We start from the raw sequence: 19,870 nt of genomic DNA, 5'->3' as shown, positions 1-19,870 counted from the left end.
AAAAGTGAAAAATATGCTGGTTAAAAAATTAAGTCTGTTTATAGGCATCGCCTTTCTTGTGTCCGCTTGTAACTTCAATAAGTCAAAAAAACAAAGCCAGGAAGCAGAAGTAGAATATCAATTGGTATGGTCTGATGAATTCGATTATACCGGTTTACCCGACTCAACAAAATGGGTATACGATACAGAAGGAAACATCCAGGGATGGGGTAATAACGAATTGCAGCATTATACACATGCTAAAAAAGAAAATGCATGGGTCGGGAATGGAGTCCTTCATATTACTGCATGTAAAGAAAGTATAGAAGGAAGAGAATATAGCTCTGCAAGGTTGAATTCAAAATCGGACTGGTTGCATGGTAGAATTGAGGTGCGAGCTAAACTTCCCGATGGGAGAGGTACCTGGCCCGCCATTTGGATGATGCCCGGAGATTGGTCATTCGAAGATGGAGATTGGCCAAACATAGGTGAAATTGACATCATGGAACATGTTGGTCATGAGGCAGGAGTGATTCATGCTTCTGCACACTCAAAAGATTACCAGTGGCAAAAAGGTACACAGCAAACTGCAACCATTAAAATTGCTGATGCCACCGAAAAATTTCACTCCTACATATTGGAATGGTCAGAAGATATCATGAAATGTTATGTAGATGATCAGCTGTATTTCGAGTACAAAAATGAAGGCCTTGGAGAATCGAAATGGCCTTACACAAAACCATTTTACCTGATCTTAAATGTTGCAGTCGGTGGTGCATGGGGAAGTATTAAAGGAATCGACAAGGAAGCTTTTCCACAAACAATGGAAGTGGACTTTGTTAGAGTTTATCAAAAGAAATAAAAGAAAAATATGAATTTAAGATATAGTGCTGCTGTTTCTTTAATTGTTGCATTGGGAGGATTTCTAATGGGATTTGATGCGTCGGTAATTTCGGGCGTTGTAAAATTTATTGAACCACAGTTCGACCTTAGTAAAATTCAATTGGGTTGGGCTGTGAGCTGTTTGACTCTTACTGCAACTTTGGCCATGATGTTAGCTGGCCCTGTTAGTGATAGGTTTGGAAGACGAACAGTCTTAAAATGTGCGGCAGCATTATATTTTATTTCAGCTTTAGGATCAGCCATAGCCCCTAATTTTATAATGTTGGTTTTGGCAAGAATGATTGGAGGAATCGGTGTTGGCGCATCGCTGATCATAGCTCCAATGTATATTGCCGAAATCGCCCCTCCAAGACTTAGGGGTACTATGGTGTCCTTTAATCAACTGAATATTGTACTGGGAATTTCAGTTGCCTTTTTTACCAATTACCTGATTTTACAATTGGGAAAATCGAATGCCGATTGGGCTACCTTGCTGCAGTTCGACGCATACAACTGGAGATGGATGCTGGGATTGGAAGCTTTGCCTGCATTGCTCTATTTTTTCTTACTGTTTTTTGTGCCAAGGAGTCCGCGTTGGTTGGCCATGAACGGCTTGGATGATGAAGCTTTTGAGGTAATGAATAAGGCTGTAGGAGAAGAAGAGGCGAAAGAACAGTTGGTAAATATTGCACGAAGCATCAATTCATCAAAGAATAAGGAACGAATTTCCGTAAAGGAGTTATTTAAACCATCCTTAAAGTTGGTGTTGTTAATTGGCATTGTGATTGCCATTACCCAGCAAATAACAGGAATCAATTCGGTGTTTTTTTATGCACCAATGATATTTGAACAAACAGGTATCGGAACCGATGCTTCATTCTCACAAGCAATTTTAGTAGGCTTAACCAATCTTGTATTTACTCTTTTTGCAATTTGGTTGATCGATAGGGTAGGAAGAAAACCACTCCTGGTTTTTGGTTTGTTTGGTATTGTTGTTTCGATGTTTGTGTTATCTGCGAGTTTTGGAAATGCTACCTACCAGTTAAGCGAAAAGAGTATATCGGAATGCTCAGGTTTTATTGAGCCTTCCAAATTAAATGAAATTGAGAATGTTGTTTTCCAAAGCGATATTGAATTCAACAATGCACTGTTAGCAAGTGTTGGAGAACAAACTTTTAAAGAACATCAATCGGAATTTATCGGAAAAGCAATCAGCATTAACCCCTGGTTGGTATTGGCTGGAATTATTGGCTTTGTTGCCTCTTTTGCAATTTCTATCGGACCTGTGATGTGGGTCCTGTTTTCAGAACTTTTTCCAAATCGGGTGAGAGGTTTGGCCATATCATTTGTTGGCTTAATCAATTCGGGAATAAGTTTCATTGTACAGTTGGCATTCCCTTGGGAGCAAATGAACCTGGGAAATGCAACTACCTTTTTAATATACGGAATATTCGGAGCATTAGGACTTGTATTTGTCATTGTAATGCTACCCGAAACCAAGGGAAAATCTCTTGAAGAACTGGAAGTAATTCTGGTTAAAGAATAGGAACAGATTGTATCCATTAAGGATAAACTATATAAAATTATTTCGATCTCGAATGAGAGTTGTGATTAGTAATAGAGTGTGAGCTATTTAATTTAAAGAAGCTAATAGCTAAAGGCTGATAGCTTTTAGCTTGTTCAGAATGGAATTGTATTACAATGAATAAATGACATTGGATTACAGAATCCTCAAATTGAATCGAAGTGAAATATAAAACTCAGAAGTTTTTTGTTGTAGGAAATTGAAGTAGAATCTATTTAGATTAAAATGAAGAAGAGTAACATTTATCTGGGAAACACAAACCTGAATTGCAGCGAGGCTGAGATTAAGGGTGAATTTGTAGACGTGAACAATGAGAAGTTCTACAAGATTAGCAATTCAGAACAAATGCCTGATTTTTTTATGAGCATGGTAAGTGATTCGGATCATTGGATGTTTATATCAAGCAATGGTTCATTATCGGCTGGTAGAAAAAATCGTGATAACGCATTGTTTCCATATTACACTGTTGATAAAATCCATGATTTTAAAGGAATAACAGGTAGTAAGACTTTATTCTTGGTTGAAAAAAATGACAGAACATTTTTGTGGGAACCTTTCGCAAAAAATTTGAATGAAGTATATCAAATTCAAAGAAATCTGTACAAAAGCATATATGGTAACAAGATCATTTTCGAGGAAATAAATCTCGACTTGGGAATTGCTTTTCAGTATGCCTGGTATTATTCGGAAAAGTTTGGTTTTGTTAGAAAATCAAAGGTCAAAAATACCGGAGCAGGCTATGTGAATTTGGAAGTTTTGGATGGAATTCAAAATATCATACCATATGGATTCGATTATGCATTTCAGAGCGAATACAGCAATTTGCTTGATGCATACAAAAAGAATGAACTCCTTCCTGAATCGGGTTTGGGTTTGTTCATGTTGAGTTCTATTCCGGTTGACAAAGCAGAGCCAAGTGAATCTTTAAAATGTACAAGTGTATGGTCGGTTGGTCTTAAGAATAAGAAAATTCTCTTATCGGCTAAACAAGAGCAAAATTTTAAGAGAGGAATGGAGCTTGAAACTGAAGTGGATGTAAAAGCTACTCGTGGTGCCTATATGCTTAATTCAGAACTGGAATTAACTCCACAAGGATCTAAAGAGTGGATCATTGTTGCTGAAATTAATCAGGATAGTGCAGCAATTTCAGATTTGAACGATTTTATTTTGAATGAATCTGATGTCATCGCTGAAATCAATAAGGACATTCAATTAGGTACTGACAACCTGATAAAAATTGTTGCTGATGCAGATGGATTGCAAGTTGGTGATGATCATTTATGTACGGCAAGACACTTTTCGAATACACTGTTTAATGTTATGAGAGGTGGGATTTTTGTTGATGCTTACAAAGTAAATTCAGCAGATTTCGTTCTGTTTGTAAAGCAAACCAATACAGCCATTTATTCAGAATTTGAAAGTTGGTTGAGCGAATTGCCAGGTGAAGTTTCTTATAGCGAGTTATTGAATGCAGCAGTAACACTTGCCAATTCTGATTTACAGAGGATTTGCCTGGAATACTTGCCATTAACGTTTAGTCGTCGTCATGGCGATCCAAGTCGTCCGTGGAATCAGTTCTCTATCGAAACGAAAAACGAAGATGGCAGTCCTAAATTAAATTACCAGGGAAACTGGAGAGATATTTTCCAAAATTGGGAAGCTCTGGCCTGGTCGTTCCCAGAATACCTGGAAGGGATGATTAGCAAGTTTGTGAATGCTTCTACTGCCGATGGATACAATCCATACCGAATTACCCGTGAAGGAATCGATTGGGAGTGTCCTGATCCGGATGATCCATGGGCTTACATCGGATATTGGGGAGACCACCAGATAATCTATTTGCAGAAACTTTTGGAATTATCCAATGACTTTCACCCGGGCAAACTCGATGAATTCTTAAGCAAAGAGATGTTTGTGTATGCAAATGTACCTTACCGAATTAAATCTTACGATCAGATTGTTAAAAATCCTCAAGATACCATTGGATTCGATTTTGATCTGAACAAAACAATAAAAGAAAAATACAAAGAGCTTGGCGCCGATGCTTTCTTGATGCATCAAGGAAACGAGATATACAGGGTAAACCTGATGGAGAAAGTATTGGTTACATTGCTAAGTAAATTAAGCAATTTTATTCCTGAAGCAGGGATTTGGTTAAATACCCAGCGCCCGGAATGGAACGATGCAAACAATGCATTGGTAGGGAACGGTGTTTCTATGGTAACCCTGTACTACTTGCGTAGATTTTTGAAGTTCTGGACTGAAAAATTAGAACAATTATCAGTAGAAGAAATTACAGTTTCGGCCGAAGTAAAAGTCTTATTGGATAAGATATTTAACCTGTTTAATACGCAATCGAACCTGTTGAATACTGGTTTTACCAACAAAGACAAAAAGCACTTTGCCGATGTCCTTGGTTTAGCTGGAACAGAATACAGAGAGGCGATCTATGCCAATTCATTTTCGGGAGAGCGCAAGTCTGTGAACGTTGCAGATTTGGTAGAGTTTACAAGGTTAGCAATGAGCTACATGGATCAGTCGATTCGTGTAAACAAGCGAGAAGACAAATTGTACCATGCTTACAACCTGATTTCAATTTCGGATGATGAAATTTCGATTCGTTACCTGTATGAAATGTTGGAAGGACAGGTAGCAGTATTGAGTTCAGGATATTTAACAGCAGAAGAAAGTTTGGAAGTGCTGGATGCTTTAAAGGCAAGTTCTCTGTTCCGTGAGGATCAGTTTAGCTACATATTATATCCTGACAGACAGTTGGCAAGATTTACCGATAAGAATAACATTCCCAAAGAGAAGGTGGAACAATCATTCTTACTTCAAAAATTAATTGAAAATAAGAATACAGAGTTGGTTTCAGTTGATCAATCGGGCAACTGTCATTTCAATGGTAAAATTCGAAATGCAGAGGTGTTAAATGAAATTCTTGACAGCTTAAATTCTGAATATACAGAATTGGTTAATTCCGACAGAGACCTTGTTCTAAATGCCTATGAAAGCATGTTCGACCATCAATCATTTACAGGGAGATCGGGAACCTTTTACGGTTACGAAGGATTAGGAAGTATCTATTGGCACATGGTATCCAAATTACTTCTGGCTACTCAAGAGAATTTCTTCTTTGCAAGCGACAACAACTTAAGTGCTGAATTGATTGGAAGATTGAAGGAACATTATTACGAAATTAAAGCAGGTATTGGAATTTACAAATCGCCAGACTTGTATGGTGCTTTTCCAACTGATGCTTACTCTCATACTCCTGGTAATGCTGGAGCCAAGCAACCAGGTATGACTGGTCAGGTGAAAGAAGATTTTATTTCGAGAATGGGAGAGTTAGGGATTCGCATCGATCAAGGGAAAATTGTTTTTGATTTGCCTTTGTTGAATGAGCAGGAAGTACTTAAGAATAAAGAATTGTTTGTTTTCTATGATCTTCAAAATGTAAAACAAACAATAGAGCTGCAGGTGGGGCAATTGGCCTTAACATTCTGTAAGGTTCCACTTGTAATTTCAAAAGGTTCAATGTCCGAAATAAAAATCACTTATAGAAATGGATCCAGCATCTTGATCTCTGGTAATGTTATCGATGAAAATATCAGTGCATCGATATTTAGAAGAGAAGATTTAGTGAAAAGAATAGATTATACAATGTCGAAAAACTAACAATTAAACAGTCGGTGTGCTTGCAGCAATTTGCAGGCATACCGATAAACTTTAACCTTTTAAGCCTAAACCTATGTCTGTAAGAAGTGAATATTTAATGTCTTTGGCAGGCGTTGATCTTGAAAACAAAAGCCAAGATGAATTACGAGCTCTATACTATCAGTATTTAAATAGAGGAATGCATGGTATCTGTTTTAGTCCATACATGGAAGGACAGGAACCAGGAACCCAGATAAACGAAGAACAGATTCGTAGAAGAATGGAAATTGTAAGTCCTCATACCAAATGGATTAGATCTTTTTCATGTACCGAAGGAAATGAATTGATTCCTAAAGTGGCCAAAGAATTTGGATTGAAAACCATGGTAGGAGCTTGGTTGGGGAAGTATCAAAGTATCAATGAAAACGAAATTCGAGGAGTGATCGAAGTGGCAAAAGCTGGTTATGCAGATATCGTAGCTGTTGGTAACGAAGTTTTGTATCGCGAAGATTTAAACGAAGAGGAGCTTCTGAAATATATCTATCGTGTAAAGAAAGAACTTCCTGGTGTTCCAGTGGCTTATGTGGATGCATACTATGAGTTTGCAAACCGACCTAAGGTTACCGAAGCTTGTGATGTGATTCTTGCAAACTGTTACCCTTTTTGGGAAGGTTGTAGTCTCGAAAACTCATACCTGTACATGAAAGATATGTACAACCGTGCATTACGAGCAGGTTCAGGTAAAAAAGTGATCATTTCTGAGACAGGTTGGCCAAATGTAGGAGAGCCATTCCATGGTGCAGAACCTTCACAGGAAAATGCGATGAAGTACTTTATACAATCACAAAACTGGTCAAAAGAAGAAGATATCGAGATATTCTACTTCTCGTCGTTCGACGAAGAATGGAAAACATCAGACGAAGGTGATGTGGGGGCCTATTGGGGAATTTGGGATAAGGATGAGAAGTTGAAATTTTAATTCGTGTACGCGCGAAGAAGGCTAAGTAAATAGTAAATGAAGAAGATTACTGAACAACTGAATATAAAATTTGACAAGGCAATTTGTTACTCAGGATTTAGAGAAGGACAGAGTCCGGAAGCGGGGATTTTTCCTACTTATGAGCAGGTTAAGGAAGACCTGTTAATCCTGCAAGGACATTGGAAATATTTAAGACTATATGCCTGTGATGAACAAACCGATACTGTGCTTGAGGTGATTCGAAATGAGAAGCTTGATTTTCAAGTGATGCTTGGCGCATATATTGGAGCTGAAATGAACAATTTTGCCTGTCCGTGGGGAGGAGTTTACTCCGAAGGACAACTAATTGCCAACAAGGAGCACAATATCAATCAGATTGAGAAATTAATAAAGCTCGCAAATCAATATTCTGACATTGTTTTTGCTCTTTCTGCAGGTAATGAAGCAACAGTAAGTTGGACAGATCACTATGTTCCGGTTGAAAGTGTTATCCGTTATGTGAAAATTATTAAGAAAGGTGCCAAGCAGCCTGTTACATTCTGCGAAAATTATGTGCCATGGCTCGATCATATTAAGGATTTAGTGGAAGCTGTAGATTTTATTTCCATTCATACTTACCCGGTTTGGGAGTACAAGAATATTCATGAGGCCCTGGAGTACACCAAACAAAACTATTACAGCATTGCAGAAAAATATCCTCACAAACCTGTTGTAATTACAGAGGCGGGTTGGGCAACGAATTCAAATGGACGTGGAATTGACCCGGAAAATGTAAGTGAAGATTTACAAGCCATATACTACCAGGATTTAATGCAATGGACAGAAGAAGAAGAGATACTCTGCTTTTATTTTGAAGCCTTTGATGAATCCTGGAAAGGATCGCCGGAACCAATGGAGCCCGAGAAACACTGGGGGCTGTTCAATCTAGAGCGTGAACCCAAGAAAGTGATGGAAAAGGAATTTACACAACTCATAAAAGCTTAACAACTGACAGATATGAAAAACTCAGCAATTAAAAATATTTCCGTATTGATTTGTATTACGATTGGATTGTTCTCTTGTAAGAATGCTGCAAAAAAAACGGATACAAGCATTCAGGAAGAAGCAAAACAAAATATGCAAATCAAACAAGAGAAAAAGGATCTTTTAGGAGGAACATCATGGGCTGTGGCTTACTCTGGTTTTAGAAGTGGGCAGCACCCTGATAGGGGAAATGGAGCTGTAAATCCGAGCGATGCAGAAGTATTGGAAGATTTAAAAATTATTTCGAAAGACTCATTGTTCAAGCTAATTAGACTGTACGATTGCGGCGAAAATTCTCAGGCTGTTCTTAGAATTATTGAAGAAAATCAATTGAATATAAGAGTAATGCTAGGTGTTTGGCTGAAGGCAGAATTGAGTGCTCATGAAACCTGTTCTTGGCTAAACGAACCCATTCCACAAGAAACTTTAGATAAAAATAGGTTGCTGAACCAGGAGGAAATTCAAAGAGGAATTGCTTTGGCTAACAAATATTCGGAAACGGTAATTGCTGTGAATGTGGGTAACGAAGCCTTGGTAGAATGGAACGACCATAAGGTGGATACCGATTCGATTATTTCCTATGTAAAAAGAGTACAGAAAGAGATTCAGCAGCCAGTAACCGTTGCCGATAACTACGAATGGTGGATTAAAAGTGGACAGGAACTGGCTAAGGCTGTAGACTTTGTTTCAATTCATGTGTACCCGGTTTGGGAAGGAAAAGACATTGACGAAGGAATGCCATATACCATACAAAATGTACAGGATGTTAGAAATGTATTCCCCGATAGTAAGCTTGTAATTACCGAAGCCGGATGGGCAAGTATTGCATCTGAGTTTGGTGAAAGAGCCAGTGAAGAGAAGCAGGAGCAATACTACCAGGAGTTGAACAAGTGGTCGAAGGAAATGAACATTACAACTTTCTTTTTTGAAGCTTTTGATGAGGATTGGAAAGGTGAAACAGCTAATCCGCTGGGAGCAGAAAAGCACTGGGGATTGTTTACGGTTGATAGAAAACCGAAAAAAGTAATGCAGGCTCTTTACCCAGAACTTTAACCAACAATATCTAATTACGAATCACTCACACCTAAAATACAAAGCAATATGGCACCCTATAAAACAGCGGCAGAAGATAAAGTTCCATTTGGACAGAAAGCAGCTTACGGAGCAGGACAGTTAACAATCAACCTTTATCCGGCAGCCTTGGGCGTTTTTATGTTCTACCTGATCTACGGATTTAAAATGGATCCTGTTTTAGCTGGTTTATTATCTGCCTTACCAAAATTTTTCGATGCTTTAATTGACCCAATCATGGGTTATATTTCGGACAATACTCGTACTCGTTGGGGAAGAAGAAAGCCTTACGTACTATTGGGGAGTATCATTACCGGAATTGCTTTTATGGTGCTGTGGCAATTGCACCCTGAAAATTCAGAAATCTATAATTTCTTTTACTTTTTAATTCTGTCGGTTGTTTTCTTCCTGGCCTTTACCATATATTCTACACCATTCATAGGTTTGGGATACGAAATGACACCAGATTACAATGAACGAACCCGTTTAATGGCGGTAGGGCAGTTTTTTGGTCAGATGGCCTGGATGATTGCTCCATGGTTCTGGATCATGATAGGAAACTCAGATCTATTTTTCGAGGAATCGACAACGGGAGTTAGGGTTTTATCTGTGTGGGTTGGAGGTGCAAGTATCATATTGGGTGCACTGCCAGCACTGTTTTGTAAGGAACTTAAATTGCCTGACTTGGAAGGTGAATCCAAGTTAAGCATGAAGAAATTAACATCAAACCTTAAAGAATTTTGGACCGCAATTGTACAAACCTTAACCTGTAAGCCATTCGTTAAATTATGCGGAGCAACATTTTTAGTATTTAATGGTTTTCAGACTATTGCGCAGTTCTCATACTTTATCATTCTGTACTACTTGTTCGATGGTAGCATTAGTGCTGCAGGAGCCTGGCCTCCATGGTTTAGTACTGTCAACGCCGCATGTACTGCATTTTTGATTATTCCGATTGTAACTCGTATTTCAACCAAAGTAGGTAAGAGAAAGGCCTTTATCATTTCCACTTTACTCTCTATTGTGGGATATGTATTAAAGTGGTGGGGATTTAACCCGGCTAATCCTTGGTTAATGTTTTTGCCATTACCATTGATCTCTTTCGGTATTGGTGGCTTGTTCACCTTAATGATGTCGATGACTGCCGATGTTTGTGATTTGGATGAATTGAATAATGGAACGCGACGAGAGGGAATGTTTGGAGCCGTGTACTGGCTGATGGTGAAATTGGGCAATGCACTTGCATTTTTAGTAAGTGGCGTAGTTTTAAAAATGGTTGGTTTTGATCAAAATGCACAAATCCAAACAGCAGAATCCTTAATAAACCTGAGGTTGGCAGATATTATTATACCTATATTTTTTGCTCTTATTGCCATTTGGATGATGATGAAGTATAGTATTTCGGAGCAGCGAGCACTTGAAATTCGACAGGCCTTAATTGCCCGAAGAGGAAAAGTAAAACATTAAATAAAACTTTATAGGACAATCATGAAAAGAAACTATTTATTGATATTATTTATAAGCATTGGTATGATGGCTTGTAATTCAAAGAATAAGAATTTGCTGGTTGATGTGTATGAAACATCAGCAGCAGGAAATAAGCTTCAAAAAATTGAAGTTGCCAAAATCAGTAAGGCAGATGCTGAAATCAATATTAAGCCTGATGAGAAATTCCAGGAAATTATAGGTTTTGGAGGTTCGTTTACTGAATCAACAGCCTACCTGATGAATCAAATTGGGAAAGAAAATCGAAAGCAAATTTTAGATGCCTATTTTGGAGAAAATGGAGCAAGATATTCACTAACCAGAACGCATATTAACTCATGCGATTTTTCCTTAAGCAATTACTCTTATGCCTCGGTTGAAGGAGACAAAGAGCTAAAGCATTTTTCTATCGACGAAGATCGTGATGATATCATTCCAATGATAAAAGAGGCCATGGCAGTTTCGAAGGATGGCTTTAAAATTATGTCTTCGCCATGGACCGCTCCTGTTTGGATGAAGGACAACAAGGATTGGAAAGGTGGAAAATTACTGCCTGAATATTACGATACCTGGGCATTGTTCTTCTCGAAGTACATTAATGAGTACAAGAAAGAAGGTATCGATATTTGGGGCTTAACTGTAGAGAATGAACCCTTGGGTAATGGTTACAACTGGGAGAGTATGCATTTTACTCCTGAAGAAATGGTAGATTTCGTAAGCAAGCACCTTGGGCCAAAATTGAAGGCAGATGGTCATGATGTAAAGGTCTTGGGTTACGATCAAAATCGTGATGAGTTGAAAGAGTGGGCCGATATCATGTATAAAGATGAGGAATCCTCAAAATACTTCGATGGTATGGCGATTCACTGGTATGCCAGTACCTTCGATTATATGCCTGAAGCATTGCAATACACCTACAAAAAAGCACCTGGTAAAATGATGATTCAATCAGAAGCCTGTGTAGATGCAGAGGTGCCGCACTGGAATGATGATGCCTGGTACTGGAAAAAAGAAGCCACCGATTGGGGATTTGATTGGGCTCCTGAAGAGCAGAAGCACCTTCACCCAAAATATGTTCCGGTATATCGTTATGCGCGTGATATCATTGGTTGCCTAAACAATTGGGTACAAGGATGGGTTGATTGGAATATGGTGCTTGACACTCAAGGTGGTCCTAACTGGGCAAATAACTGGTGTTTGGCTCCCGTAATTGTCGATCCTAAGAAAGATGAGGTTTACTATACTCCAATGTACTATACTTTGGCACACTTTAGCAAGTATATCCGTCCGGGCGCTATCCGAATTGGTTTTGACTTAAATGATGATGATTTAATGGTAACGGCGGCTCAAAACCCTGATGGTTCAATTGCCGTTGTGGTATTGAATATGAAAGAGGAAGCCAAGCAATTAAAGTTGAAAATGGCGGGAAAGGAAAGCACTTTTAAAATTGACGCCCAAGCAGTACAAACAATTGTAATTCATCAGGATAAATAAATCGAAGTCATGCCTACTATGAATAGATTTCTCTGTATAGCCTTTTTAATGATTTGCTTTGCTTGCAATCAAAAGGAAAATCTTGTTTCAATATCAGGTAGAAATATTGTGCTTAATGATTCTGTCTATCTCATTAAAGGAATTTGTTATCATCCTGTTCCAAAAGGCAGTAAACAAAGAAGCTTTGAAAGACTTGAACAAGATTTGGCCTTGATGAATGAGGCAGGAATAAATACCATCAGACTGTATTCTCCTGTTGATGATCAAGCAGTATGGGATCAAATCCATAAGGCAGGAATAAAAATCATAGTAGGCTTTGGTTACAATCAAAATGGACATTTTGATATTCTATCAGGGAGTTTTGCCAATTTCATTAACAAGTATAAATCACACCCAGCCATTCTTTTTTGGGAATTGGGGAATGAATACAATTACCATCCCGAGTGGTTCGATGGTGATCTGAAAAACTGGTATACTGCATTGAACCAGGCAGCACAAAAAGTTCATGAAATTGATAAGCATCATCCTGTTGCTACGGCTCATGGAGAATTACCCGATTCCTTTGCACTTTCCATTTGTACTGATATTGATATCTGGGGTATGAATGTGTACCGCTGGGATGATCCGACAGGCATTTTCGGTAAGTGGAAAAGCATTAGCAAAAAGCCAATGTACCTGTCTGAAGCCGGTGCCGATAGTTACATGACTATTTCGAAGAGTGGTTATGAGCAAGGTGAGAATCAAAAAGCCCAGGCCGATGCCACCAGGAGGATTTTAAAGTCGACTTTCGGGAATCAGGAGGTATGTGCAGGAGTTGCTTTATTTGCCTTTGTAGATGAATTCTGGAAAGCAGGAAATCCGGATACACAAGATCCGGGAGGTTGGGCACCAAACAGCAGTGGTGTTCCGTATGATGGTGCTCCCAATGAAGAGTACTGGGGCATTGTAGATATCGAAAGAAACAAGAAGGAAGCATTTCAAGTTGTGAAGGAACAATATTTGAATGCAAAGAAAACAAACTAACAGACTGTGTTTTATTGTTGGACAGAGCATTGAGATAGACAGTCAGGAAAAAAGCTTTAATGAGTCATCTTCTAAAAAATAAGAACCTGGAAATTTGCATTGATATGCCTTTTGAGAATTATCAGTTTTCGAGGTTTGACTGGACAGGGAAGATCACATCCGTGAAGTTTAACGGCATTCCCATTTCTACCCAGGAAAAGATAAATGGTGACCCTGAAAATGTGTTTGGTAAGGGTTTTTACAATGAGTTTGGTATTGAAATGCCTATTGGTTTCGATGAGATAAATGAAGGAGGTACTTTTCCAAAAATCGGTGTGGGAGAATTAAAGAAGGAAGGAGAAGCTTACAACTTTATTAAATTCTACCAGGTAAAACCTGCCAGTTTTAAGTTGATTAAAGAGTTCAATAAACTAAGAATCGAATGTGTCTCGGGAATAGTGAATGGTTATTCTTATGAGCTAATAAAAGAAATAGAATTATTGGAAAGTAGTTTCGAGATTCGATATCGACTGAAGAATACAGGTAAAAAGGCCATTCTAACCAATGAATACTGCCATAATTTTTTAGCCATCGATAATGAATTGTTGGGCAGCAATTACATCTTAAATTTTCCTTTCGAACTTAAGCCGGAATTATTTGGTGAAGTTCTTAATCAGGAAGGAAAAGTGATTGTAAATAAAGAGGAAATTACTTTCAATGATATTCCTGAAGAGCAGTTTTTTTACGGGAATCTTACAGGAGGTAAAAGTGTATTTGCAAGTTGGGAGTTGCTTAATACCAAAAGCAAAATAGGAATTCGGGAAACAGGAGATTTTGAAACCTCAAAAATTAACCTGTGGGGATGGAAGCATGTAATTAGTCCTGAATTGTTTTTTGAAATTCATGTGAAACCTGATGAAGTGATTGAATGGAAACGAACTTATAGTTTATTCAATATAGAAGAATAACAGCTAATTATAAATTAGTTAAAAAATGCAGGAGAAATGAAGTTATATCTAAAAAACAGGAAGGATTTGTCTTCTTTGGAAATTCAAAAGATAGTTGAATTACTTTCCTCTATCTGGCCTCCAATTGAAGAAAGTATTGATATCAATCAAATGATTCAGGCTTATTCAACTACGCCTCTATACTCATTTCATAAAGTTCTCTTGTATTATAATAACGAAGAACTTATTGGACATACCGAGATATTTAATAGAGAAATTTTTGTAGGAACCAGTAAAATGGAAATCCTTGCCTTGGCAGGCGTTTGCGTTAAGCCGGAATTTAGAGGTAAGGATATCGGTTTTAGTATGGTGGAAAATGCATTCAGATACGTTGATAATGGTAGGTTTAAATGTTCCATATTTCAAACCAATGTTCCTGGATTCTATGAGGGAATTGAATGCAAACAAATTCAAAATAGATTTGTCAATCGAAAAAGTAAAACTGATGTAAATAAAAACCCGTGGAGGGATCCTTTTGTTATGTTGTATCCGGAAAGCCTTAATCTTGGCCTGTCTGAGATCGATTTAAATGGGGAATGTTATTAAAAAGTGAAGTGGTTTTGTAACATCAAGTTCAGGTTTTATTTTAATAATTAGAAATCAAAAAGATACTTAATACATTATAATTTGAATTTATGAAAATTACGGCCTTAAGTTCTTGCTGTGTGGATTTGTATCCAGAGTTGAATGAAGTATATGTTGGAGGAAATTCATTGAATTTTGCCACTCAATGTAAATTGTCGGGGATAGCCAATGTTTCAGTAATTGGAGCATTAGGAAATGATAAATATGCAGAACTTATCGAAAATCATCTCGATAAAAGAGAAATAGATCGATCCGGATTGTATAGAATTGATTCTCCCACAGCTTCAAATAAAATCTTTATAGATAATTATGGCGACCGATATTTTAAAGCCGACAGTTGGCAAGGTGGTGCATTTGATAGGTTTCGTTTGTCGGAAAGTGATTTTGGTCATCTGGAAAGTCAGGATATCGTTGCAATGCCTGCAGGTGATCCCAATTTGGATCTCTTTTTGAAAAGACGAAAAAAAGAACAGCTGGTCGTTATCGATTTTTTGGATTACCATCCAATTGAATTTATTGAAAATCGAATTAAAGATATCGACATATCATTTTTAAGTGCAAAAGAAGAAATGTTTGATGATTTGAAAGTTGTAGCTGATAAATCAGGAAAAATGATAGTGGCAACTATTGGAGCCAAAGGCAGTGTAGCTTTTTATAAAGAAAAGTGTTACAGAATGGATGCTTTACAAGTTGAAGAAGTAGTTGATACCACCGGATGTGGCGATGCATACCAGGCAGCATTTGTGATTGAATGGTACAAATCGAAAAATATTAAACAGGCTATGTATAAAGGAAGTTGTGCTGCAGCCAAAGTTTTATTGTTTAAAGGTGGTGTTGAGTAAGACGAATACACTTCTAAAATCCATATTACAAGATAAATAACATGAAAAATATAGAGTCAAAACTTTCACTAAAGGAGAAAATCGGGTACAGTTTAGGAGATACAGCCTCCCATTTTGTTTGGGATATGGTTGGTTTCTGGATTCTGATATTCTACACCGATACTTTTGGAATCTCGGCCGCCGCCGCAGGAACCATTATGCTAATTGCTCGTTTTTGGGATATGATTAGCGATCCGGTAATGGGAATTATTGCAGACAGGACAAAGACCAAATGGGGAAAATTTAGGCCTTATATTTTATGGATGGCTGTACCTTATAGTGTTTTAGCTGTTTTGACCTTTACTACACCAAATTTGGGTCCAACAGGTAAGGTAATTTATGCTGGGACTACCTACTTTTTATTAATGACAGTGTTCACTGCTATTAACCTGCCTTATTCATCTTTAGGAGCTGTAATGACTTCCGATTCATATGAACGTGCTGGTTTAAATTCCTATCGATTTATATTTGCTTTTGTTGGGCAATTTATTGTTTCTGGAACTGCACTGTCGTTGGCTTTGTATTTTGGTGGTGGCGATACAGCTAAGGGATATCAATACACATTAATATTGTTTGGAGGAATCAGTTTGATTCTGTTCTTAATTACCTTTAAAACTACCAGGGAAAGAGTTCAACCTCCAAAAGACCAAAAGGAGAACCTAAAAGAGGATTTTAAAAACTTATTTAAAAATAGACCTTGGGTAATTTTATTTTTTGTTGGCATCATCTCATTTATCATGTTTGCCATGCAGAATTTATCCATTGCATATTATTTCAAGTATTATATTGGGAATGAAGAAAATGTCCAGTTATTCAATGTGATTGGAACGGTAGCGCTTATTGTTGCTATTCCGTTTTCGAAACCATTGGCTCAAAAATTTGGTAAGAGAAATGTGTTCTTGGCTAGTTCATTATTGTCTGGATTTTTCTTCATTTGCCTTTATATCCCTTCTTCCGATAACCTGTTTCTGATATATACTTTTAATATTCTTGCGAAAATAGCTTATGCTCCGGCAGTTCCTTTGTTATGGACCATGTTGGCCGATACGGCAGATTATTCTGAGTGGAAATCGGGCCGTAGGGCAACCGGCTTGGTATTTTCGGCAGCTACCTTTGCACAAAAGGCAGGCTGGGGAGTTGGAGGAGCTTTGGCAGGTTGGTTACTTGCAGTTTTTCAGTTTACACCAAATGTTGAACAAACAGCAACTGCTATTACAGGCATTAAAATGATGATTTCAGTTTTCCCTGGAATATTATATATGTCGTGCGCGATTTTATTGTATTTCTATACGATTGATCATGAAACTTGCGAACAAATGAAAAGGGATTTGGATGCAAGGAGATTAAATGGATAGAATCTGTTTTTTATAAATAACAAAAGGCTTTCGTATAGAAAGCCTTTTGTTTTATGTAGGAATTGAAGGTTTGCTTCTAAATAGTTTAGGAGGTAAAAATGGAAAATCGTTCTTCTCCCATTTTTTCTAGCTTTGCAAGCTGTTTAAACATTTTAAAAATTATACTTGGTGAAACGTACATTAACTTTTTTATTTATCTTATTTTCTATTGCTGCACAAGCTCAGTATTGGTTACCTAAATCGTCGGGAGAAATTGTGAAGCACAAATATTATACACTTAGTTATAATGAAGAAGAAGAGCAAGCAAATTGGGTAGCCTATAAGCTTACGAGCAAAATGATTCAAGGTTTGGCAGAGCGAAAAAATAATTTCAAAGCAGATCCAAAAGTCACAACTGGATCTGCAAGCTTATCTGATTACAAGGGCTCTGGATACGATCGGGGGCACCTTTGTCCTGCCGCATCAATGAAAATTGATCAACAGGCAATGAGTGAAAGTTTTTATATGAGTAATATGTCTCCTCAAGTTCCAGCTTTTAATCGAGGGAAATGGAAAAGTTTGGAGGCTAAGGTCAGAAAATTAACACTTAAAAATGATTCACTTTATGTAGTTTCCGGACCTGTTTTTAAAAATATGAAAGGCGAAATTGGTCACAATAAAGTTTCTGTTCCTGGTTATTATTTTAAGGTGATATTTTTTCCGCGTCAAAAGAAAACATTAGCTTATTTATTGCCTAATCGAAAAATAGAAAAAGAAATTGATACGTTTATTGTCCCTTTGGATAGTATCCAAAGTTTTTCAAACGTCTATTTCAAAGGTTTTGATAATGCTCTTTAAAAAATAAGTATAGATATTTCTGATTACTTAAACTGCTTCAATTGTTGGAGCAGTTTTTTGTTTTAACGGCAAAAGCATATTCATCCAATAGAATCAGTTTTCAACTTAAACTTCCATTTTGTTTGCTGTAATAATTTACGAAGAATCAGTATTGTTTTGCATACAATGGAAAACTATAAACTATTACAAAATTCAGAATTAGAAATCTTTTTCTAAATTTGAATTCGAGAAAATAGTCTATGACAAATCTAAACAACCCATTGTATTCGAAATTAAAGGCTGGAAATAAAAATGCTTTTCAAGAATTGTTTGAGGAGTATTATACTTCTATGTATTTCTATGCATGTAAGTTTGTAGATGATGATTTGGCAAGAGATTTAGTTCATGACGTATTTATGATATTTTGGCAGAACAAAGAAAATATTACAATTAAATCCTCTTTATCTGCCTACCTCTTTAGAATGGTTCGTAATAAATGTCTTAAGGAGATTGAAAGACAAAAAGTTAGAGACGATTATAGTACAGAATCATTAAATCTTGATGAGTTAGCTTATTATAACGATGGTATCAAAAGTATCATTGAATTAGAATTGGAAGAAAAGCTTAAAAAAGCTATGGATAAGATGCCCGATGGTTGTCGTCAGGTGTTTGTTATGAGTCGTTTTAATGGCCTAAAGAATAAAGAAATTGCTGAACAACTTGGAATTTCTGTGAAGGCAGTTGAAAAACAAATCACTAAATCTCTAAAAATTCTAAGGCTTGAGTTAAAAGAATATCTTCCCCTATTGGTGTACATATACTTTAATGGACGAGATTTTTTATAAAATGATGTGGTCGAATTAGAATACAATAAAATTCCTTATTCCAATTGTTGATCTTCACAGCAAACTGACCATTTAATATCACCGTAGAATTATAAATATTAAAAAAATGAAAATTGGAGGTAGGGTAAAATCTATTTTTCCGATCATGTAAATAGAAACCGATAATTAAAGATGGATAATAAGGATAAAATAGCAGAATTCCTTCAGGGACAGCTTGGTGAGGAAGAGCAGGTTGAGTTTCTTGAATGGGTTTATTCGAATGCCGAAAATAAAAAGGAGTATTTTCAGCAGAAGGATATCTGGGATTCCTATAAAATGTATTCGGAAAAAGGAAAAATAAATCTGAAGAGGGAATGGAGAATTTTATCCAATCGAATTGATCTATTAAAAAATCCTAAAGTTTATACCATAAGAAAGAATTTTGGTTTATGGATGAGGGTTGCTGCAATAGTAATTATAGTATTTGGTCTGGGATGGGGAACTAATATAGTTTTAAATTCTTTTGACAAAGCAGAACAGATGGTGCATCAGCTTGAAGTTCCTAAAGGACAGAGATCTAAATTGGTTTTAGCCGATGGAACGGAAGTGTGGTTAAATTCTGATTCGAAATTGGGTTTTTCATTCGATGATGATAAAAAACAGAGAATTGTAACATTAAGTGGAGAAGCATTTTTTAATGTCAGCAAGGATAAGGAAAAACCTTTTGTTGTAAATGTGAAAGGTCAAAGTTTAAAGGTTCTTGGGACTATATTTAATGTGAGATCATACGATAATGAAGAGAATGTATATACAACACTTGAAGAAGGAAGTGTTGAAGTAAAAGCGGCAGGGCGAACCGTTGTAATAGAGCCAAATCAGCAATTGATTTATAGCCGAAGAAGTAATAGGTTATCATTGAAAAAGGTAGAAACAAATTACTATACCGTATGGCGTGAAGGTCGTTATGTTTTTGAAAATGAAAGTTTCGATAATTTGATTCGAATGGTTGAAAGATGGTATGATGTAAAGTTTGAATATCCGAAGGAGTTTTTTAAAAACATGCACTACTCTGGAGTTATTAAGAGGACTAAACCTGTTGAGCATGTTTTGACATTAATTAATTACACAACTAAAATCAAATATGAGATTAAAGGGGATGTTATAATTATTATCCCTGATGAATAAATACAAACAATGTTTTTTATTTCATCATTTACTAAAACGTTTTAGTAAATGATACAAAAT

General features: G+C 36.8%; 16 protein-coding genes. All 16 read left to right on the top strand.

The features are described 5' to 3' along the window. Positions 1–13 precede the first annotated feature (13 nt). The 16 genes from NQ163_RS15580 (at position 14) to NQ163_RS15505 (ending at position 19,810) form a co-directional block, all read left to right on the top strand. Positions 14–841 carry a glycoside hydrolase family 16 protein gene (locus tag NQ163_RS15580; RefSeq protein WP_268191251.1) on the top strand — a complete coding sequence of 276 codons (828 nt, stop codon included), beginning with the start codon at positions 14–16 and terminating at the stop codon, positions 839–841. A gap of 9 nt (positions 842–850) precedes the next feature. After that, positions 851–2,407: a sugar porter family MFS transporter gene (locus NQ163_RS15575; protein ID WP_268191249.1), complete on the top strand. Its 1,557-nt coding sequence runs from the start codon at positions 851–853 to the stop codon at positions 2,405–2,407. Positions 2,408–2,671: 264 nt separating this feature from the next. Beyond that, positions 2,672–6,124 (top strand): hypothetical protein, encoded by a 3,453-nt coding sequence (locus NQ163_RS15570; protein ID WP_268191248.1) that lies wholly within the window; start codon positions 2,672–2,674, stop codon positions 6,122–6,124. Positions 6,125–6,197: 73 nt separating this feature from the next. Beyond that, positions 6,198–7,082, top strand: a complete 885-nt coding sequence (locus tag NQ163_RS15565; RefSeq protein ID WP_268191247.1) for a glycoside hydrolase family 17 protein — start codon at positions 6,198–6,200, stop codon at positions 7,080–7,082. 36 nt (positions 7,083–7,118) lie between these two features. Continuing rightward, positions 7,119–8,066: a glycoside hydrolase family 17 protein gene (locus NQ163_RS15560; RefSeq protein WP_268191246.1), complete on the top strand. Its 948-nt coding sequence runs from the start codon at positions 7,119–7,121 to the stop codon at positions 8,064–8,066. Between the two features lie 12 nt (positions 8,067–8,078). Beyond that, the gene (locus NQ163_RS15555) at positions 8,079–9,158 is read left to right on the top strand and encodes a glycosyl hydrolase family 17 protein (RefSeq protein ID WP_268191245.1); all 1,080 of its coding nucleotides are present in this window, start codon (positions 8,079–8,081) and stop codon (positions 9,156–9,158) included. Between the two features lie 48 nt (positions 9,159–9,206). Then, the gene (locus NQ163_RS15550; RefSeq protein ID WP_268191244.1) at positions 9,207–10,643 is read left to right on the top strand and encodes an MFS transporter; all 1,437 of its coding nucleotides are present in this window, start codon (positions 9,207–9,209) and stop codon (positions 10,641–10,643) included. A 21-nt stretch (positions 10,644–10,664) separates the two neighbouring features. Next, positions 10,665–12,155 (top strand): glycoside hydrolase family 30 protein, encoded by a 1,491-nt coding sequence (locus NQ163_RS15545; RefSeq protein ID WP_268191243.1) that lies wholly within the window; start codon positions 10,665–10,667, stop codon positions 12,153–12,155. An 18-nt stretch (positions 12,156–12,173) separates the two neighbouring features. Continuing rightward, a complete protein-coding gene (locus NQ163_RS15540; protein ID WP_268191242.1) occupies positions 12,174–13,178 on the top strand; it encodes a glycoside hydrolase family 2 TIM barrel-domain containing protein in 1,005 nt (334 codons plus the stop codon). A gap of 59 nt (positions 13,179–13,237) precedes the next feature. Then, positions 13,238–14,125: a hypothetical protein gene (locus NQ163_RS15535; protein WP_268191241.1), complete on the top strand. Its 888-nt coding sequence runs from the start codon at positions 13,238–13,240 to the stop codon at positions 14,123–14,125. 36 nt (positions 14,126–14,161) lie between these two features. Further along, positions 14,162–14,710 (top strand): GNAT family N-acetyltransferase, encoded by a 549-nt coding sequence (locus tag NQ163_RS15530; protein ID WP_268191240.1) that lies wholly within the window; start codon positions 14,162–14,164, stop codon positions 14,708–14,710. An 89-nt stretch (positions 14,711–14,799) separates the two neighbouring features. Beyond that, on the top strand, positions 14,800–15,591 hold the full coding sequence (locus NQ163_RS15525) for a PfkB family carbohydrate kinase (protein ID WP_268191238.1): 792 nt from the start codon (positions 14,800–14,802) through the stop codon (positions 15,589–15,591). Between the two features lie 41 nt (positions 15,592–15,632). Further along, on the top strand, positions 15,633–16,985 hold the full coding sequence (locus tag NQ163_RS15520; protein WP_268191236.1) for an MFS transporter: 1,353 nt from the start codon (positions 15,633–15,635) through the stop codon (positions 16,983–16,985). Between the two features lie 168 nt (positions 16,986–17,153). Then, a complete protein-coding gene (locus tag NQ163_RS15515) occupies positions 17,154–17,822 on the top strand; it encodes a DNA/RNA non-specific endonuclease (RefSeq protein ID WP_268191235.1) in 669 nt (222 codons plus the stop codon). Positions 17,823–18,061: 239 nt separating this feature from the next. Then, positions 18,062–18,646, top strand: a complete 585-nt coding sequence (locus NQ163_RS15510) for an RNA polymerase sigma-70 factor (RefSeq protein WP_268191234.1) — start codon at positions 18,062–18,064, stop codon at positions 18,644–18,646. Positions 18,647–18,817: 171 nt separating this feature from the next. After that, positions 18,818–19,810, top strand: a complete 993-nt coding sequence (locus NQ163_RS15505; protein WP_268191233.1) for a FecR family protein — start codon at positions 18,818–18,820, stop codon at positions 19,808–19,810. Positions 19,811–19,870 lie beyond the last annotated feature (60 nt).

This window comes from Marinifilum sp. D737, from assembly GCF_026672275.1.
In the GTDB taxonomy this organism is placed as follows: Bacteria; Bacteroidota; Bacteroidia; order Bacteroidales; family Marinifilaceae; genus Marinifilum.
This window is presented reverse-complemented; position numbering and strand designations above follow the sequence as displayed.